Raw genomic sequence first — 18,486 nt, 5'->3', positions numbered from 1 at the left:
TCCGCCTGCAATTTGGCCAAGGGTACGAGTTTCATGCGGCCCTTGGCCTTCTGTGTCAATCTTGCGTCTTGCAGCCTGTCGCCCATGGGCCACAATGCCGATATTAAAGAGGGCAGCGCCTTGGAGAAAGCTGCGAATGAATTAGGTAGACCTCAAATAGTTAATGGGGAATTTCACGTGAACAGTTTTCTTGGGTCGAACGGCGCGATTGCCCGGTATCTGGCGCTTGGCGCCTTGATGGTCCTGACCGCCTGCGGCACTGCGCAGGACACGGTCAGCCGCGCGGACGGCATCCATGACCCCTACGAGCCGACAAACCGCAGGATTCACGCCTTCAACAAGGCCCTCGACACCAATCTGCTGCGCCCGGGGTCAAAGCGGTACGCGCGTTTCGTGCCGGTCGAATTCCGCACCTCAATCTCGAATGTGTCGGAAAACTTCTCCATGCCCTCGGTGGCCGTCAACAGCCTGCTGCAGGGCGATCTGCGCAGCTTCGGGTTGTCCACAGCACGTTTTGCCGTGAACTCCACGCTCGGGATCGGCGGTATCATCGACGTGTATTCGGAATTCGGCGTTGAAGAGGTCGATACCGATTTCGGCGAAACCCTGTACGTCTGGGGCGTCGGCGAAGGGACGTATGTCGAATTGCCGGTCTTCGGCCCCTCGACGCGCCGCGATGCCCTGGGCCGGGTGGTGGATATCGTGACAAACCCGCTGTCCAATACGCTCGACAGTCCGGAAAAATACTATGGCACCGCCGCGGCCTACCTGACCCGGCTGAACGACAGGGATCGCTTTTCGTCAACGATCGATTCGATTCTTTATGACAGCGCCGACAGCTATGCGCAGGCGCGTCTGATCTATCTGCAGAACCGCCGGTTCGAACTGGGCGATGAAACGGCCAGTTCTGGCAGTGACCCATACACCGATCCCTACGAGGACCCCTATGCGCAGTAACATCACCCGGCGCGGGTTTCTGGCCGCGACGACCGCCGCGAGCGCCTTTGTGGCCTTGGCCCGCCCCGTTCTGGCCCTGACCGAAGCCGGCGCACGTGCGCTGATCAACACCGTCGTGACCGAGATCAACCGCGTAATCAGTTCGGGCAAGTCCGAAGCCGCGATGATCCGCGATTTCGAGACTATCTTTGTCCGGTACGGCGATGTGCCGATCATGGCGCAATACGTTCTGGGCAATGACGGCCGCCGCGCCACCGCCGCGCAGAAACGCGCCTTTCAGGAGGCCTTTCAGGGCTATATCTCGCGCAAGTACGGCAAACGGTTCCGCGAATTCATCGGCGGCAAGATCGAAGTGGAGAAAGCCCGTCAGATAAACGCGGGATACGAGATCATCTCGACCGCCTATCTGCGCGGCGAAGCCCCGTTCGAAGTGACGTTTCTCGTGTCGGACAAATCCGGGCGCGACCTGTTCTTCAACCTGTTCATCGAAGGCGTGAACGTGCTGCTGACCGAGCGGACAGAGATCGGCGCAATGCTGGACAGGCGCGGCGGCGATATCGACCAGATGATCGCGGATCTGCGGCGCGCGGGCTAGCAAGGTCATCACCCTCCGCAGGTCCGGGCACCGCGCAGATGGTTTGCCTGTGCCGCTGGCATGGACATCACGCTGATCCGACCTTTTTTCAAAGTGGCCAACGGCGGCCCGTCCGTCGCGGCGTCGGCGGGCCTGTTCGTGGCATGATCCGCCGTCGCCAGCGGGTAGAAAGACCGCAAGACGGTCTCGGCCGACGGCTGGCGACCTGCCGGATCCGCGCGACATCGCGGCAATGGGCCGGAGAGGGTTCGAGGCTCGCAGACAAACCACCCCTGCGATGTGCTTATCTCGTGATCCGAGGGGCGCGACGCTGGGGGAGAACAGATCCCCCCCTTTTTTGCGTGGCGGTCCTTCAGCGATCGCCTTGCCGCGGGGCCGGCGCATTGCTGCCGCCACCGCCGCCGCCACCGCCACCCAGGATATCGCGCAGCAGGCTTTCTATGATGCCGCCCGCGCCGCCACCGCGCGGTGCCGGCCCGACCAGCCTGTCGCCACCGCCGCCACGTACCGCGCCGCCATCGGTCGGCCGAATCATCGGCAGGGGGCTGACGGGCACACCCTGATGCGTGCGCACCATCGTTTCGCGCCAGATTTCAGCCGGCAGACCGCCGCCCGTGACCCCTGTCAGCGGTGTATTGTCGTCATAGCCCATCCAGACGCCGGTCACGTAATCGGCGGAAAATCCGATGAACCACGCATCGCGCGCCGCCTGTGTGGTGCCGGTCTTTCCGGCAACTTCGCGGTCGCCCAGCCGGGCCCGACTGCCCGTCCCTTCGGACACGACCTTTTCCATCATGTAGATCAGCTGCCGCGCCGCATCTTCCTGAATGACCCGCTCGCCGATGCCGCCGCCTGTGCCCATCAGCGGCTGATCATCCCCTAAAAGACGCAATTCGATCAAGCCATAGGGTGTCACCGCCGACCCCCCGTTCAGAATACCGGCATAGGCGCCCGTCATTTCGATCAGCGTGCTTTCCGACGCGCCCAGCGCCAAGGCCGGCCCGGCGGCCAGATCGCTTTCGATTCCGAACTGGCTGGCCACGCGCCGCACCTTGTCGCGGCCCACACTCTCGGACACCTTCACGGCGGGGATGTTCAGCGAATCCTGCAAGGCGCGCGTCAGCGTCACCTGGCCGTAATACCGGTTGGTATAGTTGCTGGGGCTCCACGGGCCAGAGCCGGGGATATTGATGGTCAGCGGCGCGTCCTGGACCGTGTCATTGGGCGAATACCCCAGATCAAGCGCCGCCGCATAGATGAAGGGCTTGAATGCCGATCCGGTCTGCCGCAACGCCTGCGTGGCACGGTTGAAAGCGCCCGAGACCTTGGTCTTGCGCCCGCCCACCATCGCCCGCACGGCGCCATCGGCGGACATCACCACGATCGCCGCCTGCGCCTTGGACCCCTCGCGGACTTTCTCATCAAAGATATAGGCCAGCCCATCTTCGGCCGCTTTCTGGATACGTTGATCCAGCGTGGTCTTGATAATCACGTCCTCGGTGGTATCGCGGGTAAAGAACTCCGGCCCGCTGGCGATCACCCAATCGGCGAAATATCCTCCCGCCTCCGCCTCGGCCGCATCCGACAATTGCGCGGGACTTGCCTGCGCCTGCGCGGTCTGGGCATCGGTCAGGTATCCCTGCTCGTTCATCAGGCGCAGGATCGTGGCGGCACGGCGCTGCGAGCGATCCAGATCGTTGGTGGGCGCGAAACGCGTCGGCGCCACCAATAGCCCCGCCAGCATCGCGGCCTCCGCCGGGTCGACGTTGGCGGCGGATTTGCCGAAATACCGCTGCGCCGCCGCTTCGAACCCGCGCGCGCCAGCCCCCAGGAACGTTCGGTTCATGTATATGTTGAGAATGTCATCCTTGGAATATTTCGCCTCCATCGCCATCGCATAGACCGCCTCCTTGGCCTTGCGCGACAGCGTCCCCCTGCGACAGGCGGTCTCGTATTCCTGCTCGGTCTGGCCGCTGGTCACGTCGAACGGCTCTCCCAGGCACAGCAGCTTGGCCACCTGCTGCGTGATCGTCGATCCCCCATGACCCGACAGCGGCCCCCGCCCTTCGCTCAGGTTGATGCGCACCGCACTGGCGATCCCGCGCGGGCTGACACCGAAATGACGATAGAACCGCTTGTCCTCGGTCGCGATGATCGCGTGCTTGAGGTGCGGCGACACGGTCTGCGTCGTGACCACGCCGCCGAACTGGTCGCCGCGCCACGCGAACACGCGACCGTCGCGGTCCAGCAGCGTCACGGATCCGCGCGCGCGCCCATCCAGCAGCTCGGTGACATCCGGCAGCGTCGTATAGAAATACCCGACGGCCAGTCCCAGAACCACCGCCGCCGCAAACCCGATCCGCCACGTGATCTTCCAGATCAGACGCAGGATCCAGCGGATCATCCGCTCAAAGAGCCCCAAGACCCCGCCACGCCGCACAGGCGTCTTTCTCCGTCGCGCGGATTTGCGGGGCCTGGCCTTGCCGCGCCCGCCCTTTGCCCCGGTTTTCGTGGAGGATCTCTTCTCCGCCACCAAGGGTTTTCGCTTCGATGAATCACTCATTGGGACCCCTGCTCGGCCACGATTTTTCCGCACCATACCCGGACAAGGACTGATTGTTGAGTTCTCAAGACCACCTCACCTCCTTTAATTTTTGCTTACTTTTTAAGCAATCAATGCAAACAGCCTGCTTTTTGTGCGCTTCGTCTGATTTTGGGCCCGGATTTGCCTGCTCAAACTTCCCCACACGCACCGCGCTGCGCTTGTCTGCACCTGCAAAGCGCAGGGATACCTGCCAAACCGTAAGGGGACACGAGGTGAAACTCATCATAGCGACAATCAAGCCGTTCAAACTGGAAGAGGTCCGCGAAGCGCTGACCGAAGCCGGTGTCCGCGGCATGATGGTAACAGAAATCAAGGGCTTCGGCGCGCAGTCCGGACACACCGAAATCTACCGCGGCGCGGAATACGCCGTGAATTTCGTGCCGAAGGTCAAGATCGAGATCGCGGTCACCGATTCGATGGCGGACCAGATCGTCGAAACGATCACCAAGACCGCTCACACCGGCAAGATCGGCGACGGCAAGATTTTTGTCCTGAACCTTGAGCAAGCCGTGCGCGTCCGCACCGGCGAAACCAACGAAGACGCGCTGTAAGACGCGCCGCAACCTGAGGGATATGACCCAAATGAAGCTTCTCAAACTCACCTCCGTCGCGGGCGCGCTTGCCGTTCTGCCGACGCTGGGCCTGGCGCAGGACACTGCCGCGGCCCCCGACATCGCCCCCTATATCTTTACCACGCTGCTGTTCCTTGTCGGCGGCTTCCTTGTGTTCTGGATGGCCGCGGGCTTTGCCATGCTCGAGGCGGGCCTTGTCAGATCCAAGAACGTCACGACCCAGTTGACCAAGAACATCGCGCTCTTCTCCATCGCGTCGATCATGTACTGGGCCGTCGGCTTCAACCTGATGTATCCCGGCGACGGCTGGACCATCGCGGGCTACGTCGGCACGCTGTTCTCTCCCACCTCGCTGGAGCCTGTGGGCCTCTCGGCGGCGGATGCCGCGCTCGACTACGCCTCCGTTGCGTCCGATTTCTTCTTTCAGCTGATGTTCTGCGCGACCACGGCATCGATCGTTTCGGGCACCCTGGCTGAACGCATCAAGCTGTGGCCCTTCCTGATCTTCGTGGTCGTGCTGACCGGCTTCATCTACCCGATCGAAGCCTCCTGGCAGTGGGGCGAAGGCTGGTTATACGAGATGGGCTTCTCCGACTTCGCCGGTTCGACCCTGGTGCATGCCGCAGGTGGTTTTGCCGCCCTGGCCGGTGCCATCGTGCTTGGCCCGCGCATCGGCAAATACGCCAAGGACGGTCGCGTCGTGCCCTTCCCGGGCTCCAACCTCGCTCTTGCCACGCTGGGCACGTTCATCCTGTGGTTGGGCTGGTTCGGCTTCAACGGCGGCTCGCAGCTGGCTGCAGGCACCGTGGGCGACATCACCGACGTGGGCCGGATCTTTGCGAACACCAACATGGCCGCCGCGGCCGGTGCCGTGTCCGCTCTGATCCTGACGCAGGTACTCTACGGCAAGGTCGACCTGACGATGGTGCTGAACGGGGCGCTGGCCGGTCTGGTCTCGATCACCGCAGGTCCGCTTGACCCCAGCCTCTTCGGGGCGCTTTGGATCGGTGCGATCGGCGGCGTCATCGTGGTCTTCACCGTGCCGATGCTCGACAAGATGAAGATAGACGACGTCGTCGGTGCAATCCCCGTGCACCTGATCGCCGGTTTCTGGGGCACGATGGTCGTGCCGGTCCACACCGCGGACACGTCCTTCGTGACGCAGTTCATCGGCTTCGCCGCGATCGGCATCTTCGTCTTCGTGGTCAGCCTCGTGGTCTGGCTCATCCTCAAGGCCGTCATGGGCATCCGCGTCAGCGAAGAAGCCGAGATCACCGGCCTGGATATGTCCGAACTGGGCATGGAAGCCTACCCGGACTTCTCCAAGGGCTAAGGTCCGACACGCGAAACCAGATTGGCCCGGATGCGCTCGCGTCCGGGCCTTTTTGGTCTTTCATCTTCCAGATGGAGAAAAATACCGCCGCCGGAGGCGGAAATCTCTTTGGCAAACCGCCCGCAACAGAAAGCCCGCGTCCCTGGGGGCGCGGGCCATTCGCTTCGCCAAGGCAGCGCGGATCAGATTCCGACGTCGAGGATTGCCTTGGCAAGGATCGGAACGGTCTCGCCATTCAACCCGGCAATGTTCATCCGGCTGTCACCCACCATGTAGATGCCATGCTCCGTGCGCAGCGCCTCGACCTTGTCCGGCGCGGCCCCAAGCCGGGAGAACATCCCCCGATGTTGCGCGAGGAACCCGAAGCGGTCGGAGCCCGACAGCTTTTGCAGCTCATCCGCCAGCTGCTGGCGCAGGTCCAACATGGTCAGCCGCACATCCTCCAGCTCGGCCTTCCAATCGGTGCGCAGCGCCTCGTCCTGCAAGATCATCGTCACGACCCGCGCCCCGTGATCGGGCGGAAAGGAAAAGTTCTGGCGGTTGAGAAAGGCCAGCGTATCCTGGTTGAGCTTGCGCGCATCGGGATCCTGGCTGATCGCCATCAAAAGGCCGGTCCGTTCGCGGTATATCCCGAAGTTCTTCGAACAACTCGCAGCGATCAAGCACTCGGGCACCGACGACGCCACCAGCCGGGTGCCGGCCGCGTCCTCCTCCAGCCCGTCGCCAAAGCCCTGGTAGGCAATGTCGATCATCGGCACTGCACCGGTGTCGCGCAGAACATCGACCACGGCCTGCCATTCCGACAGGTTCAGGTTCGCGCCGGTCGGGTTGTGGCAGCAGCCGTGCAGCAGCACGACATCGCCCGATTTCGCGGATTTCAGGTCTTCGATCATACCGTCGAAATCGACGCCGCCGGTTTCATCGTCGAAATACCGGTAGTTGACGACCTGCATCCCCAGGTACGACAGGATCGACAGATGGTTGGGCCATGTCGGGTCGGACACGAACACGCGCGCGTCCTTGTCCGCCATGCGGACCAGTTCGAACGCCTGGCGACAGGCCCCGGTCCCGCCGGGCGTGGCGGCAGCCGCCACCAGATCGCGGTCCACCGCATCGCCCAGCACCAGATCGATCAACGCGTCGGAAAAGCCCGGATCCCCGGCGAGGCCGACGTAGGTTTTGGTGTCCTGCGTCTTCCACAGCTCCTGCTCGGCCGCCTTGACCGCGCGCATCACCGGGGTAAGCCCCTGCGGGTTCTTGTACACGCCCACACCAAGGTCGATCTTCGACGGACGCGGATCGTTCTTGTACATCTGCATCAACGCAAGGATCTTGTCGGCGGGCTGCGCTTTGAGGTTTTCAAACATTTTCAGGCGTCTCCGGTTGCGACGGGAACGGTGGGGAACATTCCCCATTCCGCCCAAGACCCGTCATAAAGGGACCATTTGCCGTGTCCCATACGCTCCAGCGCCAGCGCCAGAATGGCCGCCGTTACGCCGGATCCGCAGGAGGTGATGACCGGCTTGCCAAGGTCAACGCCCGCCGCCTCGAAGACCGCGCGTGTTTCCTCGGGCGATTTCATCGTGTTGTCGTCGTTCAAAAGCTCGGTATAGGGCACGTTGCGCGACCCCGGAATGTGACCGGCACGCAGACCTTCGCGCGGCTCGGGCGCATCGCCGCGGAACCGCGCGGCGGAGCGCGCATCGACGATGACCGGTTCGCTCAGCTTGGACGCTGCCGCGACCTGTGTCACGTCCCGCACCAGATGGTTTTGCAGGCGCACCGTCATGTGGCGGTCGCGGACGATGGGCGGCATGTCTTCGACCGGATGCCCTTCGGCCTGCCATTTGGGAAATCCGCCGTCCAGTACGGCGACGTTTTCCTGCCCCATCAGCCGGAACAGCCACCACACGCGCGCCGCCGACAGCAGGCCGGCGCCGTCGTATACGACCACCTGGTGACCATCGCCCACGCCCATCGCGCGCAGTCGGGACATGAATTTTTCCACCGGCGGCGCCATATGCGGCAGGTCGGACCGGTGGTCCGAAATATCGTCGATGTCGAAGAACCGGGCGCCGGGAATATGCGCCGCATCGTATTCCGCCTTTGCGTCGCGGTTCGCATCCGGCAAGTACCACGATGCGTCCAGCAGACGCAGATCCGGGTCCTTGAGGTGTTTCGCCAGCCAATCGGTGGAAACCAGTGTCTTGGGATCGTCCGCCATGAGGAACCTCTTGTCGCGCTAAAACGCCCTTGGGTAACGCCGCTAGGCCAGCGTGGCAAGGGCTCTGACCAGCCGGTCAGGCGATTAGGATGCCCGGATCCGTGGCGGCAAAGCTGGCGCGCGCGCTGACCGCGGCGAACCAGCGCTGCAGCGCGGGATGCAGGGCCAGCATCGCGCGGCCCTGCGCCGCCATATCAAAATAGGCCATCATCGGCGCAAGATGCAGATCCGCCAACGACAGCGGCGTCTCGGGCGACAGTTGGAGCGCTTCGCCGGCGATCCCCTCAAGCGCCGCCAGCACGGGCTCCGCCGCCGCCAGCCCCGCGTCGATCACCGAGGCATCGGGCTGCGCCCCGACGAACGGGCGAAACACCGCATGCGCGAACACCTGCCGCACCATTGCGGTGTATCCATAGCAATCCACGATGCCGATCACCTGTTGCATCCGGCCCGCCGCCCGCGGGTCGGCGGGCACCAATGGCCGCTGCGGCGCAAGCATGTCGACATACCGCATGATCGCCGCCGTTTCGTAGATCGTGAAATCGCCGTGCCGCAGGACGGGCACGCGACCAAACGGCGTGGCGCGCGTCAGCGCCGGATCGGGTGTTTCGGCAAAGGGATCGACCTCGACATCGTCAAAGGACAGCCGCTTTTCGAGCAGAGCCATCCGCGCGGCGCGCGTATAGACGCTGTAGCGGTAACCGGTCAGGCTCAGCCGATCAGCCATGGTCCTTCAGCAAGCGCGCCTTTTGCCGCGACCAGTCGCGTTTGGCCGACGCTTCACGCTTGTCGTGGTTCTTCTTGCCCTTGGCGATGCCGATCTTGATCTTGGCCATCCCGCGATGATTGAAATACATCACCAGCGGCACCAGCGTCATGCCCTTGCGCTGCGTCGCGTTCCACAAATTCGCCAGTTCCTTGCGGCTGACCAACAGCTTGCGGCGGCGGCGCTCGTCATGGCCGAACGTCTTGGCCTGCTTGTAGGGCGCGATATAGCCGTTCACCAGCCACAATTCGCCATCCTCCACAGCGGCATAGCTTTCGGCGATATTGGCTCCGCCGCCACGCAGGGACTTGACCTCCGACCCTTCGAGGATGATCCCGCATTCGATGTCTTCCTCGATCGCGTAGTCGAACCGCGCGCGGCGGTTTTCGGCGATTACCTTGTAATTGGGGTCTGATTTTGTCTGGGCCATGCGGGATGATGTAGGACGCGCGGGGCATAGGCGCAAGTCACAGCAGCGGGTCCGGCGTTGCATGGCGTGCGGGCACCGGGGCCGAGGGGGACCGGATGCCCGGTTTGTCGCCGCCGCACATACCCGCCCGGCCGCCGGGGTGCCCGCGTCGGGGTATCGCAGTCGGGAAATCCGCCGATCGGACGGCGCTGCGCGTCTTGGGCTTGCAGCGTCCGGCCTGCCCGCTAAGGATGCCATGAACCCCACCGCAGCCCAGAGGCGAGCCCATGACCATCTCCAGACGAACGATGACATTGTCCCTTGGCGCGCTGATGCTGGGCGCGTGCAGCACCGGCGGCGGGTCGCTCGTGCCGGCGGCCGCTTCGCAATACCGGCGCGTCCCGAATGCCGGCTACGATGCATGGGTCGCCGCCTTTCGCACCCGCGCCGCGTCACAGGGAATCACGCCCGCCACCCTGTCGCGCGGGTTTTCCGGCGCAGGGTATCTGCCGCAGGTGATCGAGCGCGACCGCAATCAGACCGAATTCAAACGCTCGCTGGAAGATTATCTGGCCATAGCAGCCTCGGACGAGCGGGTGGACACGGGGCGCGCAAAGCTGCGCCAATTCGCCCCCACACTGTCACGGATCGAAGCGCAATATGGCGTCGAGACCAACGTCGTCGCCGCGGTCTGGGGGCTTGAAAGCCGGTATGGCGCCCGGCGCGGCGATGTGCCGGTAATCTCGTCCCTGTCGACACTGGCCTATGACGGACGCCGGGGCGCGTTTTTCGAAAAACAGCTGATCGCGGCATTGAACATCCTGCAAAGCGGCGACACCACACCGGCCAACCTGCAAGGAAGCTGGGCGGGCGCCATGGGGCACACCCAGTTCATTCCGACCTCCTATCAGGCCTACGCGGTGGATTTCACCGGCGACGGGCGGCGCGATATCTGGTCCGACGATCCCAGCGACGCATTGGCCTCGGCCGCAGCCTACCTTAAGCGATCAGGCTGGACTAAGGGCCAGCCCTGGGGCGTCGAAGTGCGTCTTCCGACGGGGTTCGGCGGGCCATACGGACGCGACAGCACGCGCAGCACGCAAGCCTGGGCCGCGCAGGGTGTGCGCGATATGTCGGGTAAAGCGGTGCGCGACTACGGGCCCGCGTCGATCATCATCCCGGCGGGGCGCAGCGGGCCGGCTTTCATGACCTTTCCGAACTTCAGGGTCATCACCCGCTACAACAATTCGGAAAGCTATGTGATCGGGATCGGGCATCTGTCGGACCGGATCGTCGGACGCCCTGCCATCAGGGGCACATTCCCCCCCGACGCCAACGGCCTGACGCTTGAGGATCGCAAGGCCCTGCAACGGCGGCTGACCGACAAGGGGTTCGACACCCAAGGCGCCGACGGGGTGATCGGCGGCAACACCGAAACGGCGATCCGCGCCTATCAGCGCAGCCAGGGACTGGCCGAGACGGGCCAACCGTCGCGCGACCTGTTGCAGCGGCTGGGCTAGGTCGCGCACGCCAGGCCGCGGCGTCACTCGCCCAGCTTGGCGTGCACCTCGTCCAGGTCGATTTCGCCCACCGGCATCTTGTTGGCCGGGTTTTCGAAGTCGTATTTGAACAGGTGGAAATCACGCTTGTAGATTTCATAGACCAGATGCATCGACAGATCGTCGAAATAATCCTCGACGGGATGCGCCCGCTTGGGGCCATGCCCTTCGCTTTCGTTGAAGCGCGGCACGTCGGCCAGCTTGATCGGTTTGGGCGTCTCGATCGCATCCAGGACATCCTGCATCCCATCGTTGAATGCCTCGGTCCAGACGATCTTGTCGTAGGTGCCGCCGTTCACGATAAAGGTGCTGACGTGCCCTGACATCGCGGACCAATGGATATCGGGATCCATCGGGCGGCGCCAACGGATGGTGTCGCGCGCAAACAGCAAGAAGCGGCGAAAGCTGGCGATCTGGTCGAACTCCTGTTTGCCGTCCTCGCCACCGACGTCGATGCCGTATTTCTGGATCAGCAGCGGAACCAGATTGCCGCGATAGCGCTTGCCGTTCCGCTGGATCCCGCAGATCTTGTCGAAAAACGAACTCAGGATCCGGGTGTAGGGGTTGCGCACGCAGGTAAAGGCGTAAGAGCTGTGGTTCTGGACATTGGTCGTGATCGGCTCCTGGCTGCCGTCAAGCGCCCACTTGTGCATGCCCTTCTTGGCATCGTGGATATCGCCGTCGAAAAATTCGCCGTGATCGGAATAGTACATGATCTGACCGATGGTCGAACAGGCGCATTTGGGCACCACACGGTACACCACGCTCTCACTCTCAGTCATCCACGTGCCGGGAAACCCCATGCCGTCCTACTCCTGCCTGGCCGTCCTGTTTTATGGCAACAGTTCCGCCGCGCCTCAAAAAAGCAAACAAATGCTGTTTATTCAATTCGCCTTCACCATTATCTAGGTAATCAATACAAGGTAAAGAGGCAGATCATCCCGATAATGGCAAAAATCGCCTACATCTTGCTATGCCACAAAGACCCCGATGCCATTGTGCGTCAGGCGCGGCGCCTGACGGCGGCGGGCGATTACATGTCGATCCATTTCGACGCCAGCGCCAACCCGGCGCATTTCAAGGCCATCAAAGCCGCGCTGGAGGACAATTCGAACGTCACCTTTGCGCGCAAGCGCATTCGGTGCGGGTGGGGGGAATGGTCGCTCGTGCAGGCCACGCTTTACGCGGTCCAGGCCGCGGCCGATGCATTCCCCCGCGCCACCCACTTCTATATGCTGTCGGGCGACTGCATGGCGATCAAGTCGGCCGAATACACGCACCGCTTTCTTGACGAGAACGACGCGGATTTCATCGAAAGCTTCGACTTTTTCGAAAGCGACTGGATCAAGACCGGGATGCGTGAAGAGCGTCTGATCTACCGCCACTATTTCAACGAGCGCACGCACAAGCGCCTGTTCTACGCGGCGATGAACCTGCAACGCAAACTGGGCCTGACCCGCGAGATCCCCGGCGACATTCAGGTGCAGATCGGCAGCCAGTGGTGGTGCCTGCGCCGTCGGACCATCGAATGGGTACTGGATTTTACCAAGACACGCCGCGACGTGATGCGGTTTTTCCGAACAACATGGATCCCCGACGAGACGTTTTTCCAGACCATCGTGCGCCACGTGGTCCCCGAAGAGGAAATACGCACCCGGACGCTGACCTTTCTGATGTTCACCGACTACGGGATGCCTGTGACCTTTTACGATGACCACTACGACCTGCTGCTAAGCCAGGATTACCTGTTCGCGCGCAAGATCAGCCCCGAGGCCGACGATCTGAAGCGGCGTCTGGGTCTGCTTTATGCCGCCGAGGGCGTGCAGTTCCAGATCAGCAACGAGGGGCGCAGCCTGTTCAAGTTTCTGACCGGGCGGGGCCGGATCGGACGGCGGTTTGCGACCAGGTTTTGGGAAACGGAAAGCACGCTGGGCCGCGAGCGGGAACTGTTGATCGTGATCTGCAAGAAATGGCACGTGGCAAAACGCGTGCTGGAACGGATCCGGCAGGTCACCAACGTGCCAGCGATCGAATATCTGTTCAACGAAGAAGATACCGCCCTGCCCGATCTGGGCGGGATTCAAAAGACGATGGAAAAACGGCACCGCCACCGTCGCGCGCTGATGCGGATGCTGTTCGACTATTTCGACACCGACCGGTTGATCGTCTGCATGGACCCGGAAAATATCGATCTCTTGAACGATTTCGCATCCGATCGGTCGGTCACGCGGATGTTGGAGATCGAATGTCATTTCACCGATGACTACCTGACCGGCCACGCCACGCGCGTGGGGCTGGCGGGCGACCGGACGTCGTCCGAGACCTTGGAACGGCTATTGCCAACCATCCGCAATGACATGATATTCGAAAGCGACCGCATCCGCGATGCCGGGTTCGAAAACCACAACCGGATGCGCGAACACGCGTCGGTGGACAACAACGCCGACGCGCTGGCCGATTTCCTGAGCATCCCGCCCGACAAGGCGCGCGAGATCGCGGACACCGATTACCTGTTTGCAGATTGAGGACCCCACATGGCCTATGCCTATGACGATCAGAACATCTTTGCCAAAATCCTGCGCGGCGAGATTCCCAACGATACGGTGCTGGAAACCGAACACACCCTTGCGTTTCGCGATATTCAGCCGCAGGCGCCGGTGCATGTTCTGGTCATCCCCAAGGGGAGCTACGTCAGCTACGATCACTTCGCGAGCCACGCCAGTGACGACGAAATCGTCGACTACAACCGCGCCATCGCGCAGGTCTGTGCACAAGAGGGCGTTGCCCTGGATGCCGGCGAGGGCTTTCGCATGATTTCCAACGCAGGCGCGAATGGCGTACAGGAAGTGCCGCATCTGCATGTTCACGTGCTGGGCGGTCGCCCGCTGGGCCGGATGCTGGCGCGCGCGGGCTAATTCGAACCGGCGCGACGCAGGCCGGTCAGGCCAAACCGGATCGCTGAAGCGCCCTGATGCTAGCGCCCGCCCCCGAAGCCGAGCCACCGCCAAAGCCTGTTGCCGCGCTCGGCCACGGCGTCTTCGGTTGCTTCCCAGCTGTCTTGAAGTTCTTCAAGCTTGGGGTCGATACGCGCACGGCGAAACCGCCGCCAGCGCACCCAGACGGCATAGACGAACGCGGCAAACAGCGTCAGGATGACGATGTTGAGCCACGGAATTCCCTTGGGCGCATCCGGACCATCGACCGGCCTGACCGAAACGGCATTGGGGAAGATCGTGAAAAACTCGTTGCGCCAGCCATAGTGCTTGAGCGCGACGTATTGCGGGGCGGCCGCCGTGGATCGCAGGTCGGCGGCTTCGGCCTGAAGGTTCGACGTGTCGAATTTGAAATAGGGCGGCCAGCCCCATCCCGTATCTTCATTGCGGTAGACCATCACGTCATCGCCCACGCGCCGCGTCTGGATGAAGAACACATCGCGATTGGGCACCGTGCCGTCGCTGCCCACATCGGCCGACGCCCAGAACCAGCGGTTTTCACCCGGATCGATGCGTTTTTCGTAGGTGTCGGTGATCCGAACGATATCCACCTGCGGCAGGGTATAGTGGAAAAACGCGGCGACGAGGCTCCAGAAAATCGCGATGAAGGCCCATTTGATATATGCCATTGCGGCCTCGCTCAGGTGAAATTGGTCAGGTAGATGATCGTTGCGATTAGAATGACAGGTATGATGTAGACGGCCAAAATCAACTTGCGCCGCAACGAGTGGTCATACTCCTTCAGACCGCGCTCGACAAAGTCCTCCTTGTCGCCGGTTCTGATGTCCTCCTCCCATTGCGCGCGCAACTTGTCGCGGCGCACAGCGCGGGAATACAGCGACAGGCTGATGTAGATGACCGTAAGTACGGCAAACCCGACGATCACCAGTTTGACGAATGCCGCCATGTCTACACCTCGCTCCGATGCCGCCGGGGGGACAGCTTGCCGACCGGGCCGACTGTGTCAAACGCTTGCAGCATTTGAAAGATCAAAGCATCGCGGCGGCGCTAGTCCAACGGCCAGACCACGCGAACTTCGGTTCCCGATTCGCTGTGCGGCAGATGCATGTCGCCACCCAACTGCTGTGCCGATGCCTCGATGATGCGCAGGCCCAGGCCGCTTTGGCCATTGTGCGACGTCCCCAGCCCCGGCCCATCGTCGGTGCAGGTCAGGATATACTGCCCGTCGCTTTGCTGTCCACGGATCGAGATCCGCCCGCAATTGCGCCCGTCAAAGGCGTATTTGGCGGCGTTCGTCACCGCCTCGTTCACGATCATGCCCAGCGCGGAGGCCTTGCGCGAGGGCAGCGGCAGCGGTGCCAGATCGACATCGATCTTGACGTAACGCGGCAACTGCTGGGCCACGCCTTTGACCACAGTGGCCAGGAAGGCGGCAATATCGACCGAGGCGCCGGTGTCGGTCTGGTAGAGCGCCTGATGCAGCCCGCTGACCGTCGCGAGCCGCCCCTGCACCGCGGCGAGCGATGCGCGGACATCTTCGGACTCGGATTGACGGGCTTGCATGCGGATCAGCGCCTCGATCGACTGAAGCGAGTTCTTGACCCGGTGATCCACCTCGCGCCGCAGCACGTCGGCATCCGCCAACGCCCGCCGCAACTCGATCTGACGCATCACCTGATCCGCCAGAACCGACAGCGTCTGGCGCTGCACATCGGTCAACCGACGTGGAACACGGTCGAGCACACACAACGCACCCAGCGCAAGACCTTGCCGGGTGCGCAGCGGTGCGCCGGCGTAAAACCTGATACCGCCGGGTTCGGAGACAAGCGTGTTATCCGTGGTGCGCGGGTCAAGGCTCGTGTCCTCAATTTCCAGAATGTCATCGGTCTCGATCGCGTGGGCGCAAATGCTCTGCGACAGCGGTGTCTGGGCTGGATCGAACCCGATCCGCGCCTTGAACCATTGGCGATCTTGGTCGATCAACGACACAAGGGCCACCGGCGTTTCGCAAATGGCCGCGGCAAGCCGTGCGATCGCATCGAAGTCTTCTTCGGGACCAGAATCGAGAATTCCAAAGTCGCGCAACGTGATCAGCCGCTGCGCTTCTTTTTCTTTTGCATCCGCGTCCATAGCCCACCTATCGCACCAACGTCATGCCAACCTGCTCCGTGTCATTGGTCATGCATGCACAATACCAAATCCGCCGATGCGATCTGACACAGATAATGCGCACGAACAATACACAAGGTACAGCTTCCCGGATCACGCAAAGGTGCGCCCGGTTTTCCAGCGGCATCGCCCATTGTGCGTCGTCCCGGGATGGGCCGGACATGCGAGCCCGCCTGCCCGGCCCAAGGAACCGGCCCTATGCTACGACATTGAAGTCCGGACCGTAGGGGTAGCCGGTGATATTCTCGTTTCCCGTATCGGTGATGACCAGGATGTCATGTTCGCGGTATCCCCCCGCGCCGGGGTTGCCCTGCCCGACGGTCAGCATCGGCTCCATCGAGATGACCATGCCCGGTTCCAGCACCGTGTCGATATCCTCGCGCAATTCCAACCCTGCCTCGCGCCCGTAAAAGTGGCTCAGCACGCCAAAGGAATGACCATACCCAAACGTACGGTATTGCAGCAGTTCCCGTTCCTCGAAGAAAGCGTTGATCTTGTGAGTGATATCGGCACAGGTCGCGCCGGGCTGAAGCAGGGTCATCCCGTATTCATGGGCAGCGACGTTCGCCTCCCAGATCCTGAGGCTGGCCGCATCGACTTCGCCCACGAACATCGTCCGCTCAAGCGCGGTATAATAGGCCGAAATCATCGGAAACGTATTGAGCGACAGGATGTCACCGCGTTGCAGAATCCGGCCGGTCACCGGATTGTGCGCGCCGTCGGTATTGATCCCGGATTGAAACCAGACCCAGGTATCGCGATATTCCCCGTCTGGAAACCGCTTGGCGATCTCAAGCTCCATCGCGTCGCGACCGGCCATCGCCACGTCGATCTCGCGCACGCCGGCCTCGACCGCATCGCGGATCGCATAGCCGCCGACGTCTGCCACCTGCGCACCTTGCCGAATAAGCGCCACTTCTGCCTCTGACTTGTACATACGCTGGCGCATGGTCGTCTCGAACAGGTCGACCATTGTCAGCGGCTTCAGAAAATCCTCGAGCTTGTCACGCTGCATGAGCGTCAGGTGATCGCCCTCATAGCCGATCACGGCGCCTTCGCCCGTCACGGACAGGATGGCACGCCAGAAATTGTCACGCTGCCAGTCGGTATAGGTGATGTTGTCGGCGAAGCTGCGCCGCCATGGCTGGCCCGCGTCGATGCCTGCGGAAATGGTTACACAGTCGGTTTCCGTAACCACAAGCCCATAGGGTCGGCCGAACGCGCAATACAGGAAGCCGGAATAATAGGCGATGTTGTGCATCGATGTGAAAACGGCGGCGGTGGCGCCGGCCACATCCATCCGGTCGCGCAACTCTTCAAGCCGCGCCTCGTATTCGGCTGCCTCGAACGGCAAAGGTGATTTTTCGCCGTTGTGAAAACGGTACATGTCGGGACGAGCGGTCATAAAAGACCCTCCTTTGCAGAAAGGTCCCGGCGTTCAGGACGGACTAAGACCAACGACCGGGCGACGCCATCGCCCGGCATCGCCCTTGTGACCCGAAAGCGGCCCCGCGATCAATGCATTTTACGTATCCGTCAGCAGTGCCGTCAGATCGCTTTTCGGATCGGCCAGCGCGTCGATGACATCGAAGTGATGCTTGCCGGCGACGACCACATGCGTGGCCCCCCATGTCCGCGCCAGCGCCTCGGCCTGTTCCAGAAATGCAGGCCGTTCGTCGGCACCGACCCAGACACTCAACTTCGGACCGCGCGGCACGGCCATGTTGATCGGGCTCTCGGCCTGGGCTTCGGCCGTGTCGATACGCAGGATGTCGTTCATGCTGGTCTGCATCAAGGGCGCAAGGTCCGCGATAGGCGAAATGGGGACGACCCGCGCGATCCGGCTGCGCACGCTGTCGGGCAGCACCAGCGGATCGAGCATACGCGCCACCAGATGCCCCCCCGCGGAATGCCCCGCAAGCACGATATCGCCCTGCGTTCGCTCCGCGATCGCCGTGACCGCGGCCGCGATCTGCCGCGTGATCTCGGAAATGCGCACGTCCGGACACAGATCGTAGGATGGCATGGCAACCGCCCAACCCTTGTCGATTGCCCCAGCGGCCAGATGCGACCAGACCGACCGGTCGAACGCCTTCCAGTACCCGCCATGGACAAAGATCAACGTCCCGCGCGCAACGCCCTGCGGATGAAAGAAATCATAGGCTTGGCGATCACTTGGCCCATAGGATACGCCAAGCTCGGCCCGTGCGCCCAACGTCTTGCGAAAGGCGGCGGCGGCGGCCTCCCAGCGGGGCGGAAAGGCTTCCGCCCCCGGAATATGGGCGGCATTGGCATAGGCATCATCTAGGTCCACGGGGTCTTTCTCCTTCAAACTCGAACTGG

18 protein-coding genes are annotated in these 18,486 nt (G+C 62.5%); 7 read left to right on the top strand and 11 right to left on the bottom strand.

The window, feature by feature from the left end:
- The first annotated feature begins 177 nt into the window (after positions 1–177).
- Positions 178–957: an MlaA family lipoprotein gene (locus FDT80_RS10995; RefSeq protein ID WP_342777647.1), complete on the top strand. Its 780-nt coding sequence runs from the start codon at positions 178–180 to the stop codon at positions 955–957.
- Complete coding sequence (locus FDT80_RS10990) at positions 947–1,552, top strand: MlaC/ttg2D family ABC transporter substrate-binding protein (RefSeq protein WP_138662318.1); 606 nt, start codon at positions 947–949, stop codon at positions 1,550–1,552. The genes FDT80_RS10995 and FDT80_RS10990 overlap by 11 nt, the downstream gene beginning before the upstream one ends.
- Positions 1,553–1,904: 352 nt before the next feature.
- Here the strand turns inward: FDT80_RS10990 and FDT80_RS10985 are convergent, their stop codons facing one another.
- Positions 1,905–4,115, bottom strand: coding sequence for a transglycosylase domain-containing protein (locus FDT80_RS10985; protein ID WP_138662317.1), 2,211 nt, complete (start codon positions 4,113–4,115; stop codon positions 1,905–1,907).
- Positions 4,116–4,369: 254 nt separating this feature from the next.
- On the opposite strand from FDT80_RS10985, the gene FDT80_RS10980 reads away from it, so the two are divergent.
- Positions 4,370–4,708 (top strand): P-II family nitrogen regulator, encoded by a 339-nt coding sequence (locus FDT80_RS10980; protein ID WP_138662586.1) that lies wholly within the window; start codon positions 4,370–4,372, stop codon positions 4,706–4,708.
- Between the two features lie 31 nt (positions 4,709–4,739).
- Positions 4,740–6,062: an ammonium transporter gene (locus tag FDT80_RS10975; RefSeq protein WP_138662316.1), complete on the top strand. Its 1,323-nt coding sequence runs from the start codon at positions 4,740–4,742 to the stop codon at positions 6,060–6,062.
- Positions 6,063–6,244: 182 nt separating this feature from the next.
- Here FDT80_RS10975 and FDT80_RS10970 read toward each other — a convergent pair whose 3' ends face one another.
- The 4 genes from FDT80_RS10970 to smpB form a co-directional block, all read right to left on the bottom strand.
- Positions 6,245–7,429: an amino acid aminotransferase gene (locus FDT80_RS10970; RefSeq protein WP_138662315.1), complete on the bottom strand. Its 1,185-nt coding sequence runs from the start codon at positions 7,427–7,429 to the stop codon at positions 6,245–6,247.
- Between the two features lie 2 nt (positions 7,430–7,431).
- On the bottom strand, positions 7,432–8,286 hold the full coding sequence (gene sseA / locus FDT80_RS10965) for a 3-mercaptopyruvate sulfurtransferase (RefSeq protein ID WP_138662314.1): 855 nt from the start codon (positions 8,284–8,286) through the stop codon (positions 7,432–7,434).
- 76 nt (positions 8,287–8,362) lie between these two features.
- Positions 8,363–9,013 carry a glutathione S-transferase family protein gene (locus FDT80_RS10960; RefSeq protein WP_138662313.1) on the bottom strand — a complete coding sequence of 217 codons (651 nt, stop codon included), beginning with the start codon at positions 9,011–9,013 and terminating at the stop codon, positions 8,363–8,365.
- A complete protein-coding gene (smpB, locus tag FDT80_RS10955) occupies positions 9,006–9,482 on the bottom strand; it encodes an SsrA-binding protein SmpB (RefSeq protein ID WP_138662312.1) in 477 nt (158 codons plus the stop codon). The genes FDT80_RS10960 and smpB overlap by 8 nt, the downstream gene beginning before the upstream one ends.
- A gap of 266 nt (positions 9,483–9,748) precedes the next feature.
- Here smpB and FDT80_RS10950 point away from each other — a divergent pair, with 266 nt between their 5' ends.
- On the top strand, positions 9,749–10,981 hold the full coding sequence (locus tag FDT80_RS10950) for a lytic murein transglycosylase (RefSeq protein ID WP_138662311.1): 1,233 nt from the start codon (positions 9,749–9,751) through the stop codon (positions 10,979–10,981).
- A gap of 23 nt (positions 10,982–11,004) precedes the next feature.
- Here FDT80_RS10950 and FDT80_RS10945 read toward each other — a convergent pair whose 3' ends face one another.
- Positions 11,005–11,823 carry a sulfotransferase family protein gene (locus tag FDT80_RS10945; RefSeq protein WP_138662310.1) on the bottom strand — a complete coding sequence of 273 codons (819 nt, stop codon included), beginning with the start codon at positions 11,821–11,823 and terminating at the stop codon, positions 11,005–11,007.
- Positions 11,824–11,967: 144 nt separating this feature from the next.
- On the opposite strand from FDT80_RS10945, the gene FDT80_RS10940 reads away from it, so the two are divergent.
- Positions 11,968–13,545: a DUF5928 domain-containing protein gene (locus FDT80_RS10940; protein ID WP_138662309.1), complete on the top strand. Its 1,578-nt coding sequence runs from the start codon at positions 11,968–11,970 to the stop codon at positions 13,543–13,545.
- 9 nt (positions 13,546–13,554) lie between these two features.
- The gene (locus tag FDT80_RS10935) at positions 13,555–13,935 is read left to right on the top strand and encodes an HIT domain-containing protein (RefSeq protein WP_138662308.1); all 381 of its coding nucleotides are present in this window, start codon (positions 13,555–13,557) and stop codon (positions 13,933–13,935) included.
- 59 nt (positions 13,936–13,994) lie between these two features.
- Here FDT80_RS10935 and FDT80_RS10930 read toward each other — a convergent pair whose 3' ends face one another.
- The 5 genes from FDT80_RS10930 to FDT80_RS10910 all read right to left on the bottom strand — a co-directional run bounded on the left by FDT80_RS10930 (position 13,995) and on the right by FDT80_RS10910 (position 18,457).
- Complete coding sequence (locus FDT80_RS10930; RefSeq protein WP_138662307.1) at positions 13,995–14,642, bottom strand: DUF1523 family protein; 648 nt, start codon at positions 14,640–14,642, stop codon at positions 13,995–13,997.
- 11 nt (positions 14,643–14,653) lie between these two features.
- The gene (locus FDT80_RS10925; RefSeq protein WP_138662306.1) at positions 14,654–14,920 is read right to left on the bottom strand and encodes a hypothetical protein; all 267 of its coding nucleotides are present in this window, start codon (positions 14,918–14,920) and stop codon (positions 14,654–14,656) included.
- Between the two features lie 101 nt (positions 14,921–15,021).
- Positions 15,022–16,104 (bottom strand): sensor histidine kinase, encoded by a 1,083-nt coding sequence (locus FDT80_RS10920; RefSeq protein ID WP_138662305.1) that lies wholly within the window; start codon positions 16,102–16,104, stop codon positions 15,022–15,024.
- A gap of 235 nt (positions 16,105–16,339) precedes the next feature.
- Positions 16,340–17,548, bottom strand: a complete 1,209-nt coding sequence (locus tag FDT80_RS10915) for a M24 family metallopeptidase (RefSeq protein WP_138662304.1) — start codon at positions 17,546–17,548, stop codon at positions 16,340–16,342.
- A 120-nt stretch (positions 17,549–17,668) separates the two neighbouring features.
- Positions 17,669–18,457, bottom strand: a complete 789-nt coding sequence (locus tag FDT80_RS10910) for an alpha/beta hydrolase (RefSeq protein ID WP_138662303.1) — start codon at positions 18,455–18,457, stop codon at positions 17,669–17,671.
- Positions 18,458–18,486 lie beyond the last annotated feature (29 nt).

This window comes from Sulfitobacter sabulilitoris, from assembly GCF_005887615.1.
GTDB classification, from domain to species: domain Bacteria; phylum Pseudomonadota; class Alphaproteobacteria; order Rhodobacterales; family Rhodobacteraceae; genus Sulfitobacter_E; species Sulfitobacter_E sabulilitoris.
Note: the sequence above shows the minus strand (reverse complement) of the source record. Positions and strands in the feature narration are given on the sequence as shown.